This window comes from Pseudomonas saponiphila, from assembly GCF_900105185.1.
GTDB lineage: Bacteria > Pseudomonadota > Gammaproteobacteria > Pseudomonadales > Pseudomonadaceae > Aquipseudomonas > Aquipseudomonas saponiphila.
Genome location: NZ_FNTJ01000001.1, coordinates 3,770,265 through 3,787,853, shown reverse-complemented (window position 1 = coordinate 3,787,853; position 17,589 = coordinate 3,770,265). Strand labels below are relative to the sequence as shown.

Below are 17,589 nucleotides of genomic sequence, written 5' to 3'. Positions count from 1 at the left end.
TGTCGCTCAAGCAGCGTTGAGCAACTGCCTCAGGCCCTGAACGATCTCTTCCACTTCAGCTTCATCGATCACCAGCGGCGGCAGCAGGCGAATGGTCTTGCCGCGGGTGACGTTGATCAGCAAACCGTGCTCCCTCGCGGCGATCTGCACCAGGTCCCGTGGCATGTCGCGCAACTCGATGCCAACCATCAGGCCCTGCCCGCGAATCTCCAGGACCTGGGCATGGCCCTGCAACTCTTCCCCCAGGCGCCGCAACAGCAGCGCACCCTGGCGCTCGGCATTGGCCAGCAGATGTTGCTCCTCGATGATCTCCAGCACGGTGCAGGCCGCCCGACAGGCCAGGGGGTTGCCGCCAAAGGTGCTGCCGTGGCTGCCAGGGGTGAAGAGTTGCGCGGCCTTGCCCCGGGCCAGGCAGGCGCCGATGGGAATACCGTTGCCCAGGCCCTTGGCCAGGGTCATCACATCCGGCACCACGCCTTCGTGCTGGCAGGCGAACCAGCGTCCGGTACGGCCGACGCCACTCTGGATCTCGTCGAGCATCAGCAGCCAGTTGCGCCGGGTGCACAGCTCGCGCACGGCCTTGAGGTAGCCGGCGGGCGCCAGGCGGATGCCGCTCTCGCCCTGGATCGGCTCCAGCAACACGGCGCAGATGCGTGGGCCGTGCTCGGCGGCGAGCGCCTCCAGAGCCTTGAGGTCAGCGAAGGGCACCCGGAGAAAATCCCCTGGCAACCGGCCGTAGTTCAGGCGCACGGCGGGTCCTTCGCTGGCCGCCAGGGTGCCCAGGGTACGACCATGGAAGGCGTCCCCCATGACCACCACCAGGGGCTGTTCGATTCCCTTGTGCCAGCCGTGCAGCCGCGCCAGCTTGAGCGCGGTTTCGTTGGCCTCGGCGCCCGAGTTGTTGAAAAAGGCCCGGTCCATCCCGGCCAGCGCGGTCAGTCTGGCTGCCAGCTGTTGCTGCCAGTGAATGTCGTACAGGTTGGAGCTGTGCAGCAACAGGCCGGCCTGTTCGCTGATGGCCTTGACCAGTTTGGGGTGGGCGTGGCCGATAGCCGTTACCGCGACCCCGGCGATGGCGTCCAGGTATTCGCGACCGGCCTGGTCCCAGAGTCGGCTGCCCAAACCCTTGCAGAAGCTCAGGGCCAGGGGCTGGTAGGTGCTCATCAGGCAGGCGGCGGTCATGGCGGGCGACTCCATCTTGTTGGGGGTGCGGCCAGTATCGTTAGTCACCCAGGCTAGATAAACTCGCCGTTTCTTTAATCATCTTCAAGTCAGGGTTGATAATGGATCTGTTCCAGGCGATGTCGGTGTACGTCAAGGTGGTGGAGGCGGGGAACATGACCGCCGCCGCCCGGGAATGCGGGATGTCCACCACCATGGTGGGCAACCACTTGCGGGCGTTGGAGCAGCGTCTCGGGGTACGCCTGCTCAATCGCACGACGCGACGCCAGCGCCTCACCGACTTCGGCAGCGACTATTACCAGCGCTGCCTGGCGGTACTGGGGCTGGTGGCGGATTCCGAGCGTCTGGCAGAACAGGCTCAGGGCGAGCCCACCGGCACCTTGCGCATCACCGCGCCGCTGACGTTTGGCACCGAGCGCCTGGCGCCGGCCCTCAGCGAGTTCCGGCAACGCTGTCCCCAGGTCAAGGTGGAACTGACCCTGGCCAACCAGCGTTTCGACTTGACCGACGGCACCTTCGATGTGGCCGTGCGCCTGGGCAACCTGGACAACTCCTCGCTGATCGCCCGGCGCCTGCAGGATTACACCCTGAGTATCTGCGCCGCGCCGGAGTACCTGGAGCGCTGTGGTACGCCGCAAGTCCCGGAAGACCTGCAGCACCACAACTGCCTGGCATTTGCCTACCCGGCCGGTGACGAATGGAGTTCCACCGCCACCCAGTGGCCGTTGCGCGGGCCCGAGGGCGATGTGCTGATTCCGGTGTCCGGCTCGCTGCTGACCAACACCTCGTCCGGCCTGCACCACGCAGCCCGGGGCGGCCTGGGGCTGGTGATGATGCCCGATGCGCTGGTGGAGGAGGACCTGCAGCAGGGCCGGCTGGTGCAGGTGCTGCAGGATTATCAATTGCCGTTTCGGACCATGCACCTGCTGTATGCCCAGGATCGCTACCGCCTGCCCAAGCTGCGCAGCTTCGTCGAATTCGCCCTGGAGAAGTGGGGGCGTCAGGCCGACTCTGCGGCTAGCAGCATCATCGCCGCCGACAAGGTATGAGCGTCGGTGATCCGGCCAGCGGCGATCATCGCCAGCAGCTCCTGGCGGCTGACCCACAGCACATGGTCCACCTCGCCGTCGGTGGCGGCGCTCTGCTGCTCGGTGACCTGCACCTGACACACCGCCACCGCGCTGGCGATCAGCGAGGTATTGCTGTGCAGCAAGCCCAGCTGGCGCACGGACGAAGCCTGCCGGCCGGTTTCTTCCAGCAGCTCCCGGACCGCGGCGTCACAGGCGCTTTCCCCGGCATCGATGGCGCCCCGGGGAAACTCGATGGACTGGCCGCCAATGGCCCGGCGCTTGAGCTCGACCAGCATCAGCCGGCCATCGGCCAGGGTTGGCACGGCCACCACGCCGTTGATCGCCTGGGCTTCCTTGATGATGAAGTAGCCGTTTTCGCGGACCACCTTGAAGTAGGGGGTTTGCAGCAGGCATTGGTTGTCGGGGGTGGAACTCATGGGCGCTATTACTCCAGGAAACAACGATCGAACAGGTACAGCTCGGTGGGCTTGAGGCTCTCCACCGTGGCTTGCGGGCGGCCGCCATCGCCGCTTTTCTTGCGCCCGGTTTCCTGCAGGTAACCGGCTTCGCTCATCTTCAGCAGGCGCTGGCGGATGCTGGTCTTGAGCACCGGCCGTTGCAGCACCCGGGAGAAGATGCTCACCGCCTCGGGGGCGCTGAATTCCTTGCCGAGAAACATCAGCGGCAGGCTGCTGTACAGGGATTTGGAAAACAGCCGCTCCTTGGTTTGGGCCACCAGGCTGTTGTGGTCGAACGGCAACTTGAAGGCGCCGCTGGCCACCTCGCCAAGGGCAAAGAAACCCTGCTGCGGACCCGGCTGCACCGGGTCGCTGACGATACCCAGGTAGAAGGTCGAGGACGACCAGCAGCGCGGGTCGCGGAAGGCGTCGCCCACGGTGCCCACCTGTTCCAGCCAGGCCAGGGGCATGTCCACTTTGCTTGAGCGGCGCAGGCGTTCCACGGCGTCATTCAGGCTGCGGTCCTCGACATCGCCGTTGACCACGATGCCCGGCAGCGCCCAGTGCCCGGCGAAAGGCTCGCTGTCCCGTTGGTGAAGGAGAATTTCCAGCTCGCAGCGCTCGCGGTTGTAGCGCAGCAGGCACAGGTCGATGGTGTGCAGGTAGGCGCTGGGGAGGGTGGTGCGGTCGTGCATATCAACTTCCGTGGACGGCGTAGAGGCCGTAGTTTAGCGGATTCATGCCCGGCGCCAGCCACTGTTTGGGCGGTGTTTCGCCTCGGGCCAGGCACTGGCGCAACACGCTGCTGCGCACCCCGGGCTGCTCCTCGATACAGAGGATGGAAAAGCGTTGCAGCAGCTCCTTGCCGCGATGGAACCTGGGCAACTGCCGCGCCACGTCTTCACCCACCACCAGGGCGATGCGCTTGCCGTCCAGGGCCAGGTCGTCGGCCAGGCGTTGCAGCAAGTTGAAGCTGTAGACCGGTCCGGGATCGGCCAGGGCCAGCTGGCGCTCCAGGCGGCTGACCGCCAGTTCGGCGCTGCACTCGGGTTGCAGGTGCGCGGTGATCGCCTGCAGCCAGCTGGCCCGTTGCTCGAAATCCGCCATGCGCTTGCCATCCGGGTGGCGGAAGCTGGGCACCACCAGGACCCGGCGGGCGTGGCGCGCGGCTTCGAGCATTACCTGGGCGTGTCCGGCGTGGGGCGGGTTGAAGGCACCGCCATAGAGGGCCAGTTCAAACATCTGCTTTTTCTCGGTTGGTACATGACGCGTACCTTAGCATCGCTTCTGTCTGTGGAACATCTTCTTTTTAAGCTGTCTTTATCATGGCTTTGCATCAGGTGAATAAAAATAAAGTGCGCGGGGGCTTGCCATGAAAGTACATGACATGTACTTTTTGCTCCATGCAGAGGAGAGACCCAGCATGAACAGCCAAACGATGAAGACCGCTTCCTTCGATGTCGATGCGCAAAAGAGCTTCACCCCGCTGTGCCCGGACGAGCTGCCCGTGGCCGAAGGCGACCGCATCGGTGGCGAACTGAATTTCATGGCGACCCTGGCCAGCCTGCGCATTGGCAGCAAGGACGCCCACAGCCCCCAGGCGCCCTGGGTGGTGGCCGAGCACGCACAGATGCTCCAGCCCTCCGGCCTGGAACACGCCGACCTGACCTGGGTCAGCCACTGCGTACCGGGCACCGCGGGCTTCACCTTGCTGGACGAATTGCCCACGCCCTATGACTACGACTACTTCGTGTGGAAGGGCGTGGAACCGGACCTACACCCCTACGGCGCCTGCTACCACGACCTGCACGGCAAGCTCTCTACCGGGGTCATCGAGTACCTCAACAGCCAGGGCGTGCAACAGGTCATCGTCGGCGGCCTGGCCCTGGATTTCTGCGTCAAGACCACCGCCCTGCAGCTGGCCGCCGCCGGTTTCAAGGTGATCATCCACCTGCCGGCATGCCGGGCCATCAGCGCCGAGGGCGCTACCCAGGCCATTGCCGACATGCAACAAGCGGGCATCGCGGTTGCCGCGACCCGCGAAGAAACCGCCAGACTGGCCAAGGCTTGAGGAGTCATCATGGAAAGTGCATTCGACCGTAACAACGGCGTGATCCAGAGCCTGCTGGACACCGACTACTACACCTTCACCATGATGCAGGCGGTGCTGCACCAGCACCCCAATGTCGACGTGGAATACCAGTTCATCGTGCGCTCCAGAGAGTCCCTGGTGCACCTGATCCCGGAGATCCGCCAAGAGCTGGAAAAGCTCGCTGGCCTGCAGATGCGCGAAGGCGAACAGCGCTTTCTGTTCAACAAGCGCTTTCGTGAATACCTGACTCCGGATTTCGAGCAGTTTCTCGGCCTGTTCCGCTTCAACCTGCGCTACATCCACGTGGCCGCCGTCGATGGCCAGCTGAGCATCCGTGTCCGTGGCCCGATGCTGCACTGCATCATGTTCGAGCAGCCGGTGCTGGCCATGGTCAGCGAGCTGCGCAACCGTGATAAGTACCCGGATGTGGAGCTGGAGGACGTCACCCGCCGGCTCTATCAGAAGTTCGAATGGCTGGAGAAAAACGCCAGCCGCGAGGAACTCGCCGAGTTCCGCGTCTCGGATTTCTCCACCCGCCGGCGCCTGTCGTTCAAGGCCCAGCGCGAAGTGGTGAAGATCATGCGCAGCGATTTCCCCGGAGTCTTCGTCGGCACCAGCAATGCCCACCTGGCCTATGAGTTCGACCTGCCGCTGATCGGCACCATGGCCCACCAGTGGTTGATGGTGCACCAGCAACTGGGCCGGCTGCGGGAAAGCCAGAACGCCGCCCTGGAGAACTGGGTGCACGAGTACCGCGGGCGCCTGGGCATTGCCTTGACCGACTGCATCAGCACCGATTTCTTCCTCAAGGATTTCGACCTGTACTTCGCCAAGCTCTACGACGGCCTGCGCCAGGATTCCGGCGACCCGATTCTCTGGGCCGACAAAGTCCTGGCCCGCTACCGCGAGCTGGGCGTTGACCCGCGGACCAAGGACCTGATGTTTTCCGATGGCCTGAACTTCGAGAAATGCCTGCCGATCCTGCGCCACGTGCGCGGCCAGGCCAGGTTCGGTTTTGGCATGGGCACCAGCCTGGCCTGCGACGTCGAAGGCGTCGAGCCACTGAGCATCGTGATGAAGCTGGTGCGGGTGCATGGTGAGCCGGTGGTGAAGTTCTCCGACGACCCGATCAAGAACGTCTGTGAAGACCCGTCGTTCCTGCGCTACGCGGCCCAGGTGTTCAGCGTCAACCTTGCCCACTCGCCCCTGGAGGCCTGACATGAGCAACCCGACCCAAGAACGTATCGCCCGCGAACTGGGCATCGACCGGCAACTGGTGCGCGGTGGCGAGGCCGCCGAGATCGCCCGGCGCGTGGACTTTATCCAGCAAGTGCTGCGCGAGTCCGGTTGCAGCACCCTGGTGCTGGGCATCAGCGGCGGGGTGGATTCCCTGACCGCTGGCCGCCTGTGCCAGCTGGCGGTGGAGCAACTGCGCGGGGCAGGGCATGCGGCGCGTTTTATCGCCATGCGCCTGCCTTATAAAAGCCAGGCGGACGAAAGCGATGCCCAGGCGTGCCTGGACTTCATTGGCCCGGACAGCATCAGCACCTGCAACATTGCCGATAGCGTCGATGGAATGATGAGCCAGGTGCGGATCGACGGCTTGCAGCCTTCGCCGGCCCTTACGGATTTTGCCAAGGGCAACGTCAAGGCACGGGCGCGGATGATCGCCCAGTACGCGGTGGCCAACTTCAGCAACGGCCTGGTGGTGGGCACCGACCATGGCGCCGAGGCCCTGATGGGCTTCTTCACCAAGTATGGCGATGGCGCCTGCGACCTGGCGCCGCTGTCGGGCCTGACCAAGACCCAGGTGCGGCTGCTGGCCGATGCCCTCGGGGCCCCGAAGCATCTGGTGCACAAGGCCCCCACGGCGGACCTTGAGGAGCTGGCTCCGGGCAAGCTGGACGAAACGGCCTACGGTTGCAGCTATGAAGAAATTGACGCTTATCTGATGGGCGAGCCCGTCACCGACGCAGTGCGCCACCTGATCGAACGTGCCTACCTGCGCACGGCCCACAAACGCGCCTTGCCACGGGCGCCCGCGTCAGCCGGCGCATAGCAACGGACTTGTGTTGTTCGCCGGATCGCCTTCGCCGGCAAGCCGGCTCCTACAGAGCGCGCTACACCGAATCCCGTAGGAGCCAGCTTGCTGGCGAAGGTGCCTGCATGCTCGCCTTCGCCAACCAGCCGGCTCCCAGGTGCTCGCGCCATACCGATCAGCGTGAGAGCTGGCTGGCCAGCGAAGGGCCCCAGCCAACCACCACCGGCCTTCGGTTGTTCAATCCGGCCATTTGCGCAACGCCGCCCGGCAATCTTCGATCAACTCCGGCATATGCTCGCGCACCTCGGGCCAACCCAGCAGCGCCAGGGCTTCGCGGGCAGCTTCGCGCAGTGGCTGCCATTGCGGATGCTGGAAGCCGTTGTCTTCCAGGGTTACTCCGTAAGCCTCCCGGCACAGCGCTTCACAGCCGCGCAACAGCGCCTGCAAGTGCGACAGCAGATGCGGCGCCAGATTGGCCGGAAAATGCGTCACGAAACCGTCCAGGTATTCCAGGTAGTCGGACCACAGATTGCACTCGGCGCAGCAGCCGATTTCCTCGCGTTGCCGTTCGGCTTCCAGGGCGAGGAACTCCAAGGCCGGGCCCAGCTCTCCCAGCAGGATTATCTTTCGGTACTCGTCCTGGCCGTACCAGCTCCAGACATTCGAGGCGAGGGGCGCGCTGCAGTGGGACGGTGTTTCACTCATGTTGTCTGTCTTTGTCTTGGATCGTCGGCACAGGCTGCCAGCCCTCGGGCCAGCGGTCGCTGAACGAATGGCTGGTCGGCATCAGGGCCGGGTCACGGTTTTCATCGAAGCAGCCCAGCAGCAGGGCAATGCTCGGCTCGTCATCGACAGCCCCCAGCGTGCTGCCGCATTCCCGACAGAACGCCCGGCTCGAATAGTCCGACGATCTGAAGGTTGCTGGTGCGCCGCCGGGGCCGGTCCAGGTCACCCGCTCGCGGGGGAACTCGACCCACGCCACAGTCAGCGCACCGCTGTGCCGCTGGCACAGTTCGCACGAGCAGGTGTGAGGATTGGCGGCCGGTCCCTGAGCCTCGAAGCGGATCTGCCCGCACAGGCAGCCGCCTTGGTAGATCGTTTCGCTCATGTGCTCTTCCTGAGTGGGGCGGGTGTCGGTGCGAATCTAGCATGCCGGGGGGATGATTGAAGCTCGGCAGCGGCGGGCTTCCATGAGGCTGCTTGCAGCCGCTGGTGGAGGTGGCCCACAACGACGCATTCGACGCAAACAACCAGGCCTGACTCGCCGGGTAGCCCGCCAGTCAGGCCCGGCATCTTGTTGCGCCGGTATGCCGCCCGAGCCGTTCGCGGGCTGCGTCAGTGGTTGCAGGAGGGTGGTTGGTCCCTCAGCGCAGCTTTTCCAGCATCTGGTAGTACCACATGCCCGCCGCCAGCATTGGGTTGCCCAACTGGTTGCCGAAGGGCACGCGGATGTGCTGGCAGGCGGCGAAGGTGTCGTAGTGGCCGAGGTGGCCGGTCAGGGCCTCGGCCATGATCTCGCCCATGATGTGGCTGGTGGCCACGCCGTGCCCGGAGTAGCCCTGGCAGTACCAGACGTTGTCCGAGAGCTTGCCCAGTTGCGGGATGCGGTTGATCACGATGCCCATGGCGCAGCTCCACTGGAAGTCGATGGCCACGCCCTTGAGCGCCGGGAAGGTGCGCTCGATGCACGGGCGCAGTTCGCCGGCGATGTCCCGCGAGTCCTTGCCGCTGTAGTTGGCGCCGCCGCCGAACAGCAGGCGGCCGTCGGCGGTCATGCGGTAGTAGTCGAGCACGAAGCGGCAGTCGTAGACCGCCAGGTCCTCGGGGTTCAGGCGCTTGGCCAGGTCGCCCAGCGGCTCGGTGGTGACGATGCCGCCCATGGCCGGGAAGATCTTGCCCTTGAGTTTTTTCGGCTCCAGCTTGTGGTACACGTCGCCGGCCAGCAGCACTTGCTTGGCGTTGATGCGGCCCTGGGCGGTGATCACCGCCGGGTATTCACCGTGGACGATCTCCAGCACCTGGCTGTGTTCGAAGATCAGCGCTCCCAGGCTTTCGGCGGCCCGGGCTTCGCCGAGGCACAGGTTCAGCGGGTGCAGGTGCAGGTTGCGGGTGTTCTTGATGGCGCCGTGGTAGAGCTGGGTTTCCAGCAGGTCGCACACCTGGGCCCGGTCCAGCAGGCTGACTTCGTCGCCCATGCCGCGGCGCACGGCTTCTTCATAGTCGGCGCGCAGGCCGGGCAGGTGGCTGGGCTTGTAGGCGGCGTGCAGGTGGCCCTGCTTGAGGTCGCAGGCGATGGCGTATTTCTCCACCCGTTGCTGGATGATCCGGTGCCCGCGCCAGCGCAGGTTCCAGATGAAATCGTCGACCTCCTTGCCGAGGCTGCGGCCCATCTGCTTGCGCATGGCCGCGTCGCCGGAAAGGCTGCCGGTGACCTGGCCGCCATTGCGCCCGCTGGCGCCCCAGCCGATCTTGTGGCTTTCGACGATGGCGACTTTCAGGCCGCGCTCGGCCAGTTCCACCGCGCTGGCGACGCCGGTGAAGCCGCCGCCGATGATTACCACGTCCACTTGATGGCTGCCTTGCAGGGTCGGGTAGTGGGTTTCCTGGTTCAGGGTGGCGCTGTAGTAGCTGGGGCAGCGCTCGGCTGCCGGGGTCCGCGGATCAAGAGCGGTTGTCATGAACAATATCCTTAAAAGATTCAAGCTGGCGGCTGCCTGTGGGCAGCCGCCAGCGCTGGATAACGTGTCGGCGATCTGCCGCTGGCGCCTGGATGCAGCAGGCGTCGCAGATCGTGCTTGGGCTCAGGCCTGGGTCAGGTACCAGCGCCAGTCCTGCTCGCCGACTTCGGCCATGAACTGGCGGTATTCGGCGCGCTTGACCGCCAGGTACACCCCGAGGAATTCGCTGCCCAGGGCATCCCGGGCCCAGGCCGATTGCTCCAGGGCGGTCAGCGAGGTCAGCCAGTCGGTGGGCAGCAGCTCGGTGGCCTGGGCGTAGCCATTGCCTTGCACCGGATCACCCGGATCGAGTTGTTCGCGCAGGCCGCGGTGCACCCCGGCGAGGATCGCCGCTGCGGCGAGGTAGGGGTTGGCGTCGGCGCCGCAGATACGGTGTTCGATGTGCCGACTGTTGGCCGGGCCACCGGGCACCCGCAGGCTCACGGTGCGGTTGTCGACGCCCCAGGTGGGGGCCAGGGGCGCGTAGCTGTTGGCCTGGAAGCGCCGGTAGGAGTTGGCGTTGGGGCAGAACAGCAGCAGGGAGTCGAGCAGGGACGCAAGCATGCCGCCCACGGCCTGACGCAGCAGCGGGGTGCCGGCCGGGTCCTCGGAGGCAAACAGGTTGTGGCCCGCCGCGTCGGCAATGCTCACATGCATGTGCATGCCGGTGCCGGCCAGGTGGTCGAAGGGCTTGGCCATGAAGGTGGCCTGCATTCCGTGTTTGTGGGCTATCGCCTTGACCAGGCGCTTGTAGCGCACGGCCTGGTCCATCGCCTCCAGAGCATCGCCATGTTCCAGAGTGATTTCCACCTGCCCTGGGGCGTACTCGGAGATCGCCGTGCGCGCCGGAATGCCCTGCAGCTTGCAGGCCGCGTAGAGATCGGCAAGGAACGGCTCGATCTGCTCCAGCTCGCGCAGGCCGTAGACCTGGGTGCTGCGCGGACGACCGCCATCGGCGTCCAGGGCCGGTTGTGGCCGGCCATTGCCGTCGCGCTTGGCGTCCAGCAGGTAGAACTCCAGCTCGCAGGCCATTACCGGGTGGTAGCCCTCGGCCTTGAGCCCGTCGATGACCTTGATCAGCAGGTGGCGCGGATCAGCGATGCTGGCGGGCATGCCCTCCTGCGGGTGCATGCTGACTTGCACCGCGGCAGTGGGAATCTGCCGCCAGGGCAGGCGCACCAGACTGCCGGCCAGCGGGTAGGCGCGGCAGTCGATATCGCCGACGTCCCACACCAGCCCGGAGTTCTCGACATCGTCGCCATTGAGAGTCAGGCCGAGGATGGTGCTGGGCAGCGGCCGGCCGCTTGCATACACCGCCAGCAGTTCTTCGCGGTGCAGCAGCTTGCCCCGGGGCACGCCGTTGGCGTCGAGGATGAAGAGTTCAATCATGTCGATATCGGGGTTGGCGGCCAGGAAGTCACGGGCTTCGTCGAGGGCGGCAAATTTCATCGGGATTCTCGCTTGCGCCATTGGGGCGCGCAGGTTTTCAGGTCCTGCAACGACGCCGCGCACGGCTCGGTTGCAAGGGCAGAAATCAGTTCTGGGGCGTTACGCGCGAGGCGCGCGATCAGGCCGCAAGCGAGTGATCCGGAGGACGTGAGGAGTGGCGCAGACGGGAGCGGCACAGGGCCATGGGCAGGTTGACCAGAAGCTTCATGGGCGCAACCTGTCCAGCAAGTACAAGCCGATAACGGCGGCGCGGTCCTCATGAACCTCATGAGGCATGGCGGGGAGTGAGCGGGGTAGCGAGAGCCGAGCGTCGACGGCGCAACCACGGCCACTGTGCAGGGGCGCGGGAGCTGGTCTGTCGAATCCGTGATACGGGCTCAGGGGGTACATCGCCGGGTGATCTCGCTGTCGAGTTCGTGGTGATTATTCTTGATATGAACCGGGCGCTGGAGGGGGCGGATTAAGGGGCCGCTGCCTCATGGCGGACCAATACTGCAAGAATCCGCCAGCCAATGTAAGGGGGGTAAAGGGGCACAGGGCCCTGGCGAGTGTCCTTCAAGCACGGGCAGAGGTGCGTGCTAGAGCGGTTCATCCTTGTCGACAGAAGTGTCTGATTTTTTTTACAGCGCTTCAGTAGACACCGGGCAGCAGGCGCCAGCTGCGGGCGCAATAGTCTTCATATGCCTGGCCGAAATGCTCCAGCAACAGGGCCTCCTCGGCATGAATGCGCGCGATCAGCGGGATCAGGGTCAGCGCCGCCAGCAGCAGTCCCAGCCCCGAGCGAAAGGCCAGGGCCCAGCCCACGGCGTTCACCAGCAAGCCCAGGTAGCTGGGGTTGCGCAGGTGGCGATAGAGGCCGTCCACCACCAACTGGTGGCCGGGCTGGATCGCCACCAAGCCACTGAAGCGTCGGCCGAGGATGAACACCGGCCACAGGCGCAGCACACCGCCGAGGATGAACAGCAAGGCGCCGAGCCAGCGCAGGCCTTCACCGCCAAAGGTCCAGAAGCCGACGCGGTCGCTGTAGGCCGGGACCAAGCCGCTCAACAGACCAATCACCGCGAACACTGGCAGCACCCAGCGGTTGCCCTGATCTTCCCGCACGCCACTGCTCAGGTTGACCTCGCTGGACAGCGAAGCGACCACCATCAGCAGGGTGGCGAGGGTGATCAGCGTCAACTGCGGATGGCCGAAGAAGGCCGCGAAGCCGCCTATGCCCCAGATCGCCAGGCCGAGGTAGGCGAGGGCGCCGAGAAGGCTGGAGATGGCCAGTCGGGGGGAGATTTTCATGGGGGCGCCAGACGGCTATCAAAGGTATCTACAGAGTGTAGGTGTCGCCTGCGGGCCGGTTTATATAACGACCCTGAATCGGACTTTTCATCAGGCATGAAAAAGGGATGAGTCCATGACTGAGCTCATCCCTTTTCGCTGACTAGCTCAACGGGTTGAAGAGGTCAGGTGCTCAGCCAAACAAGGCAAATGCATCACTGTTGGCCGGAAGATTGATGAGTTGCCCATCAGCTGTCTGGATTTGCTCGATGGTGTCGTAACCGGCGAACCAGCCCTTCAGGCACACGCCTTCCTGTGGAGTCTGGCCACTCGCAAAGCGTGACTGGTGCAGGTAGAGATCATCGCCGACGCGGTCTGCCAGCAAGTCGTTGCTGTAAAGGGTTGACAGCACCAACTTGTCGCCACGGCTGACACCGTCGTCCTGAATGGTGACCAATGCCCGCGTATCGATCGTGTAGGTATCGTCACCCTCGCCACCATTGGCCCAGCCACTGGCGCGCAAGACCAGCTTGTCATCACCAGCCCCGCCGAACAGGGAAAAGCCCAGGCCGGTGCCCGTCAGCAGGTCGTTGCCTTCACCTCCGTCAGCCATGCCGTGCACAACGGTGATGACATCGCCCCCCGCTTCACCGTAGGCCCGGCTGCCCTGGTCGTTGCTTGCAGTGACAATGGTGTCGTTACCATTACCGCCATACAAGGTATCGGCCTGCGGCCCGTTGGTCAGGCCGTCGAGGCTGAAAGGCCCGATCTGCGAAATCAGTCCGCCGTACAGATAATCGTTGCCGTCACCACCGTACAGGACGTCATCGCCTAGCCCGCCTTCCAGATAGTTAACGCTGGCATCACCTGTCAGGCTGTCGTTGTAGTGACTGCCCACCACACGCTCGATGTTGCGCAGCACATCACCCTCGGCATCGCCACCCTGGTTCAGGTTGGTCTGCAGATTGATCGTGACGCCTGTGGTGCTGGTGATGTACCAGACGCTGTCCTGGCCTTCGCGACCATCAATCAGATCCGCACCCTTGCCGCCAATCAAAATGTCACTCAAGCGCGAGCCCGACAGCGTGTCGTTGAAGTTGCTGCCCTGGACAATTTCGATGTTGGTGTAGGTGTCACCCTGCGCGTCCCCGGTGTTGACTCCTGTATACAGGTCGATGGCCACGGCACTGTCCGACAGCTCGTAGCTGACCAGATCCTGCCCGGCAGCACCATCCAGCCCCATGGCGGAAGTTCCCCCATAGAAGATGTCATTCAGGTTGGAGCCCCTGATTGCTTCGATGTCGGTGTAGGTGTCACCTGCCGCTATGCCGGAATGTACGCCAGTCTTGAGGTTGAGGGTCATGCTCACTTTGCTATCGAGGTACCCCACCGTGTCGTAACCTGCGCCACCGAAGAACTGGTCGGCTCCCGCGCCGCCGTAGAGCGTGTCGTTGCCTGAGCCACCGGTGATGATGTTGTCGAGATCGTTGCCCCAGCCGGTGAAGGTGCTATTGCCGATAAAGGTCAGGCGCTCGACGTTGGCCGCCAGAGTAGTGCCGCCGCTATAGGTGTATGACACCCGTACTTCGTCATCGCCGCCGCCAGCCTGTTCGACGATGGTCGGTGTGATGGTGGTGTTGATGTAATAGATATCGTCACCCGCGCCACCTTCCAGGCGAATGGCCGTGGAGGCGGCGTCCGGACCGGAGGTGAGGATGTCATTGAACGCCGAGCCGATGACGTTTTCGATATTGGCGAGGGTAGTGCCTTCGGCATCCCCACCTCTGCCAACCGCGCCAATACCTGCACGTACTTCAACGTTTACTGCTGCGGAAGAGGTCGAGTAGTCGACGGTGTCGACACCAGCACCACCGTCAAAGGCCATGCCCAGGCCGTTGCCGACGAACGTGTCGTTGTAGTTCGAACCCTTGATCGTCTCGATGCTGTTGTAAGTGTCGCCAGCGGCAATGCCGGTGTTTACGCCGGTTTTCAGATTGATCGTCACGCCGACCTTGCTGTCGGTGTATCCAGCGATGTCTAGGCCCGCACCGCCGAAGAATTGGTCGGCGCCACCTCCGCCGTAAAGTGTGTCGTTGCCTGAACCGCCGGTGATGACGTTGTCGCTGTCGTTACCGTAACCGGTAAAGTTCTTGTCGCCGATGTAGGTCAGACGCTCGACGTTGGCCGCCAGAGTGGTGCCGCCGCTATAGGTGTATGACACCCGTACTTCGTCATCGCCGCCGCCAGCCTGTTCGACGATGGTCGGTGTGATGGTGGTGTTGATGTAGTAGATATCGTTACCCGCGCCACCTTCCAGGCGGATGGCCGTGGAGGCGGCGTCCGGGCCGGAGGTGAGGATGTCATTGAATGCCGAACCGATGACGTTTTCGATGCTGGTGAGGGTAGTGCCTTCAGCATCTCCGCCCTTGCCGGCTGGACCGGTACCTGCACGCACTTCAACGTTTACTGCTGCGGAAGAGGTCGAGTAGTCGACGGTGTCGACACCAGCACCACCGTCAAAGGCCATGCCCAGGCCGTTGCCGACGAACGTGTCGTTGTAGTTCGAACCCTTGATCGTCTCGATGCTGTTGTAAGTGTCGCCAGCGGCAATGCCGGTGTTTACGCCGGTTTTCAGATTGATCGTCACGCCGACCTTGCTGTCGGTGTATCCAGCGATGTCTAGGCCTGCACCGCCGAAGAATTGGTCGGCGCCACCTCCGCCGTAAAGTGTGTCGTTGCCTGAACCGCCGGTGATGACGTTGTCGCTGTCGTTACCGTAACCGGTAAAGTTCTTGTCGCCGATGTAGGTCAGACGCTCGACGTTGGCCGCCAGAGTGGTGCCGCCGCTATAGGTGTATGACACCCGTACTTCGTCATCGCCGCCGCCAGCCTGTTCGACGATGGTCGGTGTGATGGTGGTGTTGATGTAGTAGATATCGTTACCCGCGCCACCTTCCAGGCGGATGGCCGTGGAGGCGGCGTCCGGGCCGGAGGTGAGGATGTCATTGAATGCCGAACCGATGACGTTTTCGATGCTGGTGAGGGTAGTGCCTTCAGCATCTCCGCCCTTGCCGGCTGGACCGGTACCTGCACGCACTTCAACGTTTACTGCTGCGGAAGAGGTCGAGTAGTCGACGGTGTCGACACCAGCACCACCGTCAAAGGCCATGCCCAGGCCGTTGCCGACGAACGTGTCGTTGTAGTTCGAACCCTTGATCGTCTCGATGCTGTTGTAAGTGTCGCCAGCGGCAATGCCGGTGTTTACGCCGGTTTTCAGATTGATCGTCACGCCGACCTTGCTGTCGGTGTATCCAGCGATGTCTAGGCCCGCACCGCCGAAGAATTGGTCGGCGCCACCTCCGCCGTAAAGTGTGTCGTTGCCTGAACCGCCGGTGATGACGTTGTCGCTGTCGTTACCGTAACCGGTAAAGTTCTTGTCGCCGATGTAGGTCAGACGCTCGACGTTGGCCGCCAGAGTGGTGCCGCCGCTATAGGTGTATGACACCCGTACTTCGTCATCGCCGCCGCCAGCCTGTTCGACGATGGTCGGTGTGATGGTGGTGTTGATGTAGTAGATATCGTTACCCGCGCCACCTTCCAGGCGGATGGCCGTGGAGGCGGCGTCCGGGCCGGAGGTGAGGATGTCATTGAATGCCGAACCGATGACGTTTTCGATGCTGGTGAGGGTAGTGCCTTCAGCATCTCCGCCCTTGCCGGCTGGACCGGTACCTGCACGCACTTCAACGTTTACTGCTGCGGAAGAGGTCGAGTAGTCGACGGTGTCGACACCAGCACCACCGTCAAAGGCCATGCCCAGGCCGTTGCCGACGAACGTGTCGTTGTAGTTCGAACCCTTGATCGTCTCGATGCTGTTGTAAGTGTCGCCAGCGGCAATGCCGGTGTTTACGCCGGTTTTCAGATTGATCGTCACGCCGACCTTGCTGTCGGTGTATCCAGCGATGTCTAGGCCCGCACCGCCGAAGAATTGGTCGGCGCCACCTCCGCCGTAAAGTGTGTCGTTGCCTGAACCGCCGGTGATGACGTTGTCGCTGTCGTTACCGTAACCGGTAAAGTTCTTGTCGCCGATGTAGGTCAGACGCTCGACGTTGGCCGCCAGAGTGGTGCCGCCGCTATAGGTATATGACACCCGTACTTCGTCATCGCCGCCGCCAGCCTGTTCGACGATGGTCGGTGTGATGGTGGTGTTGATGTAGTAGATATCGTTACCCGCGCCACCTTCCAGGCGGATGGCCGTGGAGGCGGCGTCCGGGCCGGAGGTGAGGATGTCATTGAATGCCGAACCGATGACGTTTTCGATGCTGGTGAGGGTAGTGCCTTCAGCATCTCCGCCCTTGCCGGCTGGACCGGTACCTGCACGCACTTCAACGTTTACTGCTGCGGAAGAGGTCGAGTAGTCGACGGTGTCGACACCAGCACCACCGTCAAAGGCCATGCCCAGGCCGTTGCCGACGAACGTGTCGTTGTAGTTCGAACCCTTGATCGTCTCGATGCTGTTGTAAGTGTCGCCAGCGGCAATGCCGGTGTTTACGCCGGTTTTCAGATTGATCGTCACGCCGACCTTGCTGTCGGTGTATCCAGCGATGTCTAGGCCCGCACCGCCGAAGAATTGGTCGGCGCCACCTCCGCCGTAAAGTGTGTCGTTGCCTGAACCGCCGGTGATGACGTTGTCGCTGTCGTTACCGTAACCGGTAAAGTTCTTGTCGCCGATGTAGGTCAGACGCTCGACGTTGGCCGCCAGAGTGGTGCCGCCGCTATAGGTATATGACACCCGTACTTCGTCATCGCCGCCGCCAGCCTGTTCGACGATGGTCGGTGTGATGGTGGTGTTGATGTAGTAGATATCGTTACCCGCGCCACCTTCCAGGCGGATGGCCGTGGAGGCGGCGTCCGGGCCGGAGGTGAGGATGTCATTGAATGCCGAACCGATGACGTTTTCGATGCTGGTGAGGGTAGTGCCTTCAGCATCTCCGCCCTTGCCGGCTGGACCGGTACCTGCACGCACTTCCACGTTCACTCCGGCGGAAGAGGCCGAGTAGTCAATCGTGTCGAAACCGGCGCCACCATCGATCTTGTCTGCTCCGGGACTCCCCTTGATGACATCATTCCCGCCCAGAGCGTTGATTTCGTCATACCCATCGGTACCAGTCAGCGTGTCAGCACCGTTTGTCCCGTTGATTATTGCCATTCGCGTCTTCCTTGCTTTGATGTTGAACCCGATACCGAGAAAAAACGTTCTTGCAGCCAATTAGCTGAGATACAAATCGCTTCCATCGATTTCGGCCGCCACAGG

At 63.3% G+C, this 17,589-nt stretch carries 14 protein-coding genes; 4 read left to right on the top strand and 10 right to left on the bottom strand.

Going from position 1 to position 17,589, the window contains the following annotated elements; all coding sequences use genetic code 11:
- Positions 1-6 precede the first annotated feature (6 nt).
- A complete protein-coding gene (locus BLV47_RS17515; RefSeq protein WP_092315603.1) occupies positions 7-1,182 on the bottom strand; it encodes an aspartate aminotransferase family protein in 1,176 nt (391 codons plus the stop codon).
- Between the two features lie 101 nt (positions 1,183-1,283).
- Here BLV47_RS17515 and BLV47_RS17510 point away from each other — a divergent pair, with 101 nt between their 5' ends.
- Positions 1,284-2,231 (top strand): LysR family transcriptional regulator, encoded by a 948-nt coding sequence (locus BLV47_RS17510; protein ID WP_092315601.1) that lies wholly within the window; start codon positions 1,284-1,286, stop codon positions 2,229-2,231.
- On the opposite strand, the gene BLV47_RS17505 is transcribed toward BLV47_RS17510, so the two are convergent.
- The 3 genes from BLV47_RS17505 to BLV47_RS17495 are packed head-to-tail and all read right to left on the bottom strand — an operon-like array spanning position 2,183 to position 3,952.
- Positions 2,183-2,689, bottom strand: a complete 507-nt coding sequence (locus BLV47_RS17505; protein WP_060838780.1) for an NUDIX hydrolase — start codon at positions 2,687-2,689, stop codon at positions 2,183-2,185. The two genes, BLV47_RS17510 and BLV47_RS17505, sit on opposite strands and share 49 nt — an antisense overlap.
- An 8-nt stretch (positions 2,690-2,697) precedes the next feature.
- Positions 2,698-3,405 (bottom strand): NUDIX hydrolase, encoded by a 708-nt coding sequence (locus tag BLV47_RS17500; protein WP_092315599.1) that lies wholly within the window; start codon positions 3,403-3,405, stop codon positions 2,698-2,700.
- A gap of 1 nt (position 3,406) precedes the next feature.
- Complete coding sequence (locus BLV47_RS17495; protein ID WP_092315597.1) at positions 3,407-3,952, bottom strand: adenylyltransferase/cytidyltransferase family protein; 546 nt, start codon at positions 3,950-3,952, stop codon at positions 3,407-3,409.
- A gap of 181 nt (positions 3,953-4,133) precedes the next feature.
- Between BLV47_RS17495 and BLV47_RS17490 the strand changes: the two genes are divergently transcribed.
- Genes BLV47_RS17490 through nadE form a run of 3 tightly spaced genes read left to right on the top strand, consistent with a single transcriptional unit; the run spans position 4,134 to position 6,861 of the window.
- Positions 4,134-4,781, top strand: coding sequence for an isochorismatase family protein (locus tag BLV47_RS17490; protein WP_092315595.1), 648 nt, complete (start codon positions 4,134-4,136; stop codon positions 4,779-4,781).
- A 9-nt stretch (positions 4,782-4,790) separates the two neighbouring features.
- On the top strand, positions 4,791-6,020 hold the full coding sequence (pncB, locus tag BLV47_RS17485; RefSeq protein WP_092315593.1) for a nicotinate phosphoribosyltransferase: 1,230 nt from the start codon (positions 4,791-4,793) through the stop codon (positions 6,018-6,020).
- A 1-nt stretch (position 6,021) separates the two neighbouring features.
- Positions 6,022-6,861 (top strand): ammonia-dependent NAD(+) synthetase, encoded by an 840-nt coding sequence (nadE, locus tag BLV47_RS17480; RefSeq protein ID WP_092315591.1) that lies wholly within the window; start codon positions 6,022-6,024, stop codon positions 6,859-6,861.
- A gap of 219 nt (positions 6,862-7,080) precedes the next feature.
- Here nadE and BLV47_RS17475 read toward each other — a convergent pair whose 3' ends face one another.
- The 6 genes from BLV47_RS17475 to BLV47_RS36555 form a co-directional block, all read right to left on the bottom strand.
- Positions 7,081-7,548, bottom strand: a complete 468-nt coding sequence (locus tag BLV47_RS17475) for a hypothetical protein (RefSeq protein ID WP_092315589.1) — start codon at positions 7,546-7,548, stop codon at positions 7,081-7,083.
- Positions 7,541-7,951 carry a GFA family protein gene (locus BLV47_RS17470; RefSeq protein ID WP_092315587.1) on the bottom strand — a complete coding sequence of 137 codons (411 nt, stop codon included), beginning with the start codon at positions 7,949-7,951 and terminating at the stop codon, positions 7,541-7,543. The genes BLV47_RS17475 and BLV47_RS17470 overlap by 8 nt, the downstream gene beginning before the upstream one ends.
- A gap of 256 nt (positions 7,952-8,207) precedes the next feature.
- Positions 8,208-9,521 (bottom strand): NAD(P)/FAD-dependent oxidoreductase, encoded by a 1,314-nt coding sequence (locus BLV47_RS17465; protein WP_092315585.1) that lies wholly within the window; start codon positions 9,519-9,521, stop codon positions 8,208-8,210.
- A gap of 123 nt (positions 9,522-9,644) precedes the next feature.
- Entirely contained in the window at positions 9,645-11,009 is a 1,365-nt protein-coding gene (locus BLV47_RS17460; protein WP_092315583.1) for a glutamine synthetase family protein, read from the bottom strand.
- Between the two features lie 630 nt (positions 11,010-11,639).
- Positions 11,640-12,299 (bottom strand): methyltransferase family protein, encoded by a 660-nt coding sequence (locus tag BLV47_RS17455; protein WP_092315581.1) that lies wholly within the window; start codon positions 12,297-12,299, stop codon positions 11,640-11,642.
- Between the two features lie 172 nt (positions 12,300-12,471).
- The gene (locus BLV47_RS36555) at positions 12,472-17,484 is read right to left on the bottom strand and encodes a beta strand repeat-containing protein (RefSeq protein WP_244168897.1); all 5,013 of its coding nucleotides are present in this window, start codon (positions 17,482-17,484) and stop codon (positions 12,472-12,474) included.
- Between the last annotated feature and the right edge of the window lie 105 nt (positions 17,485-17,589).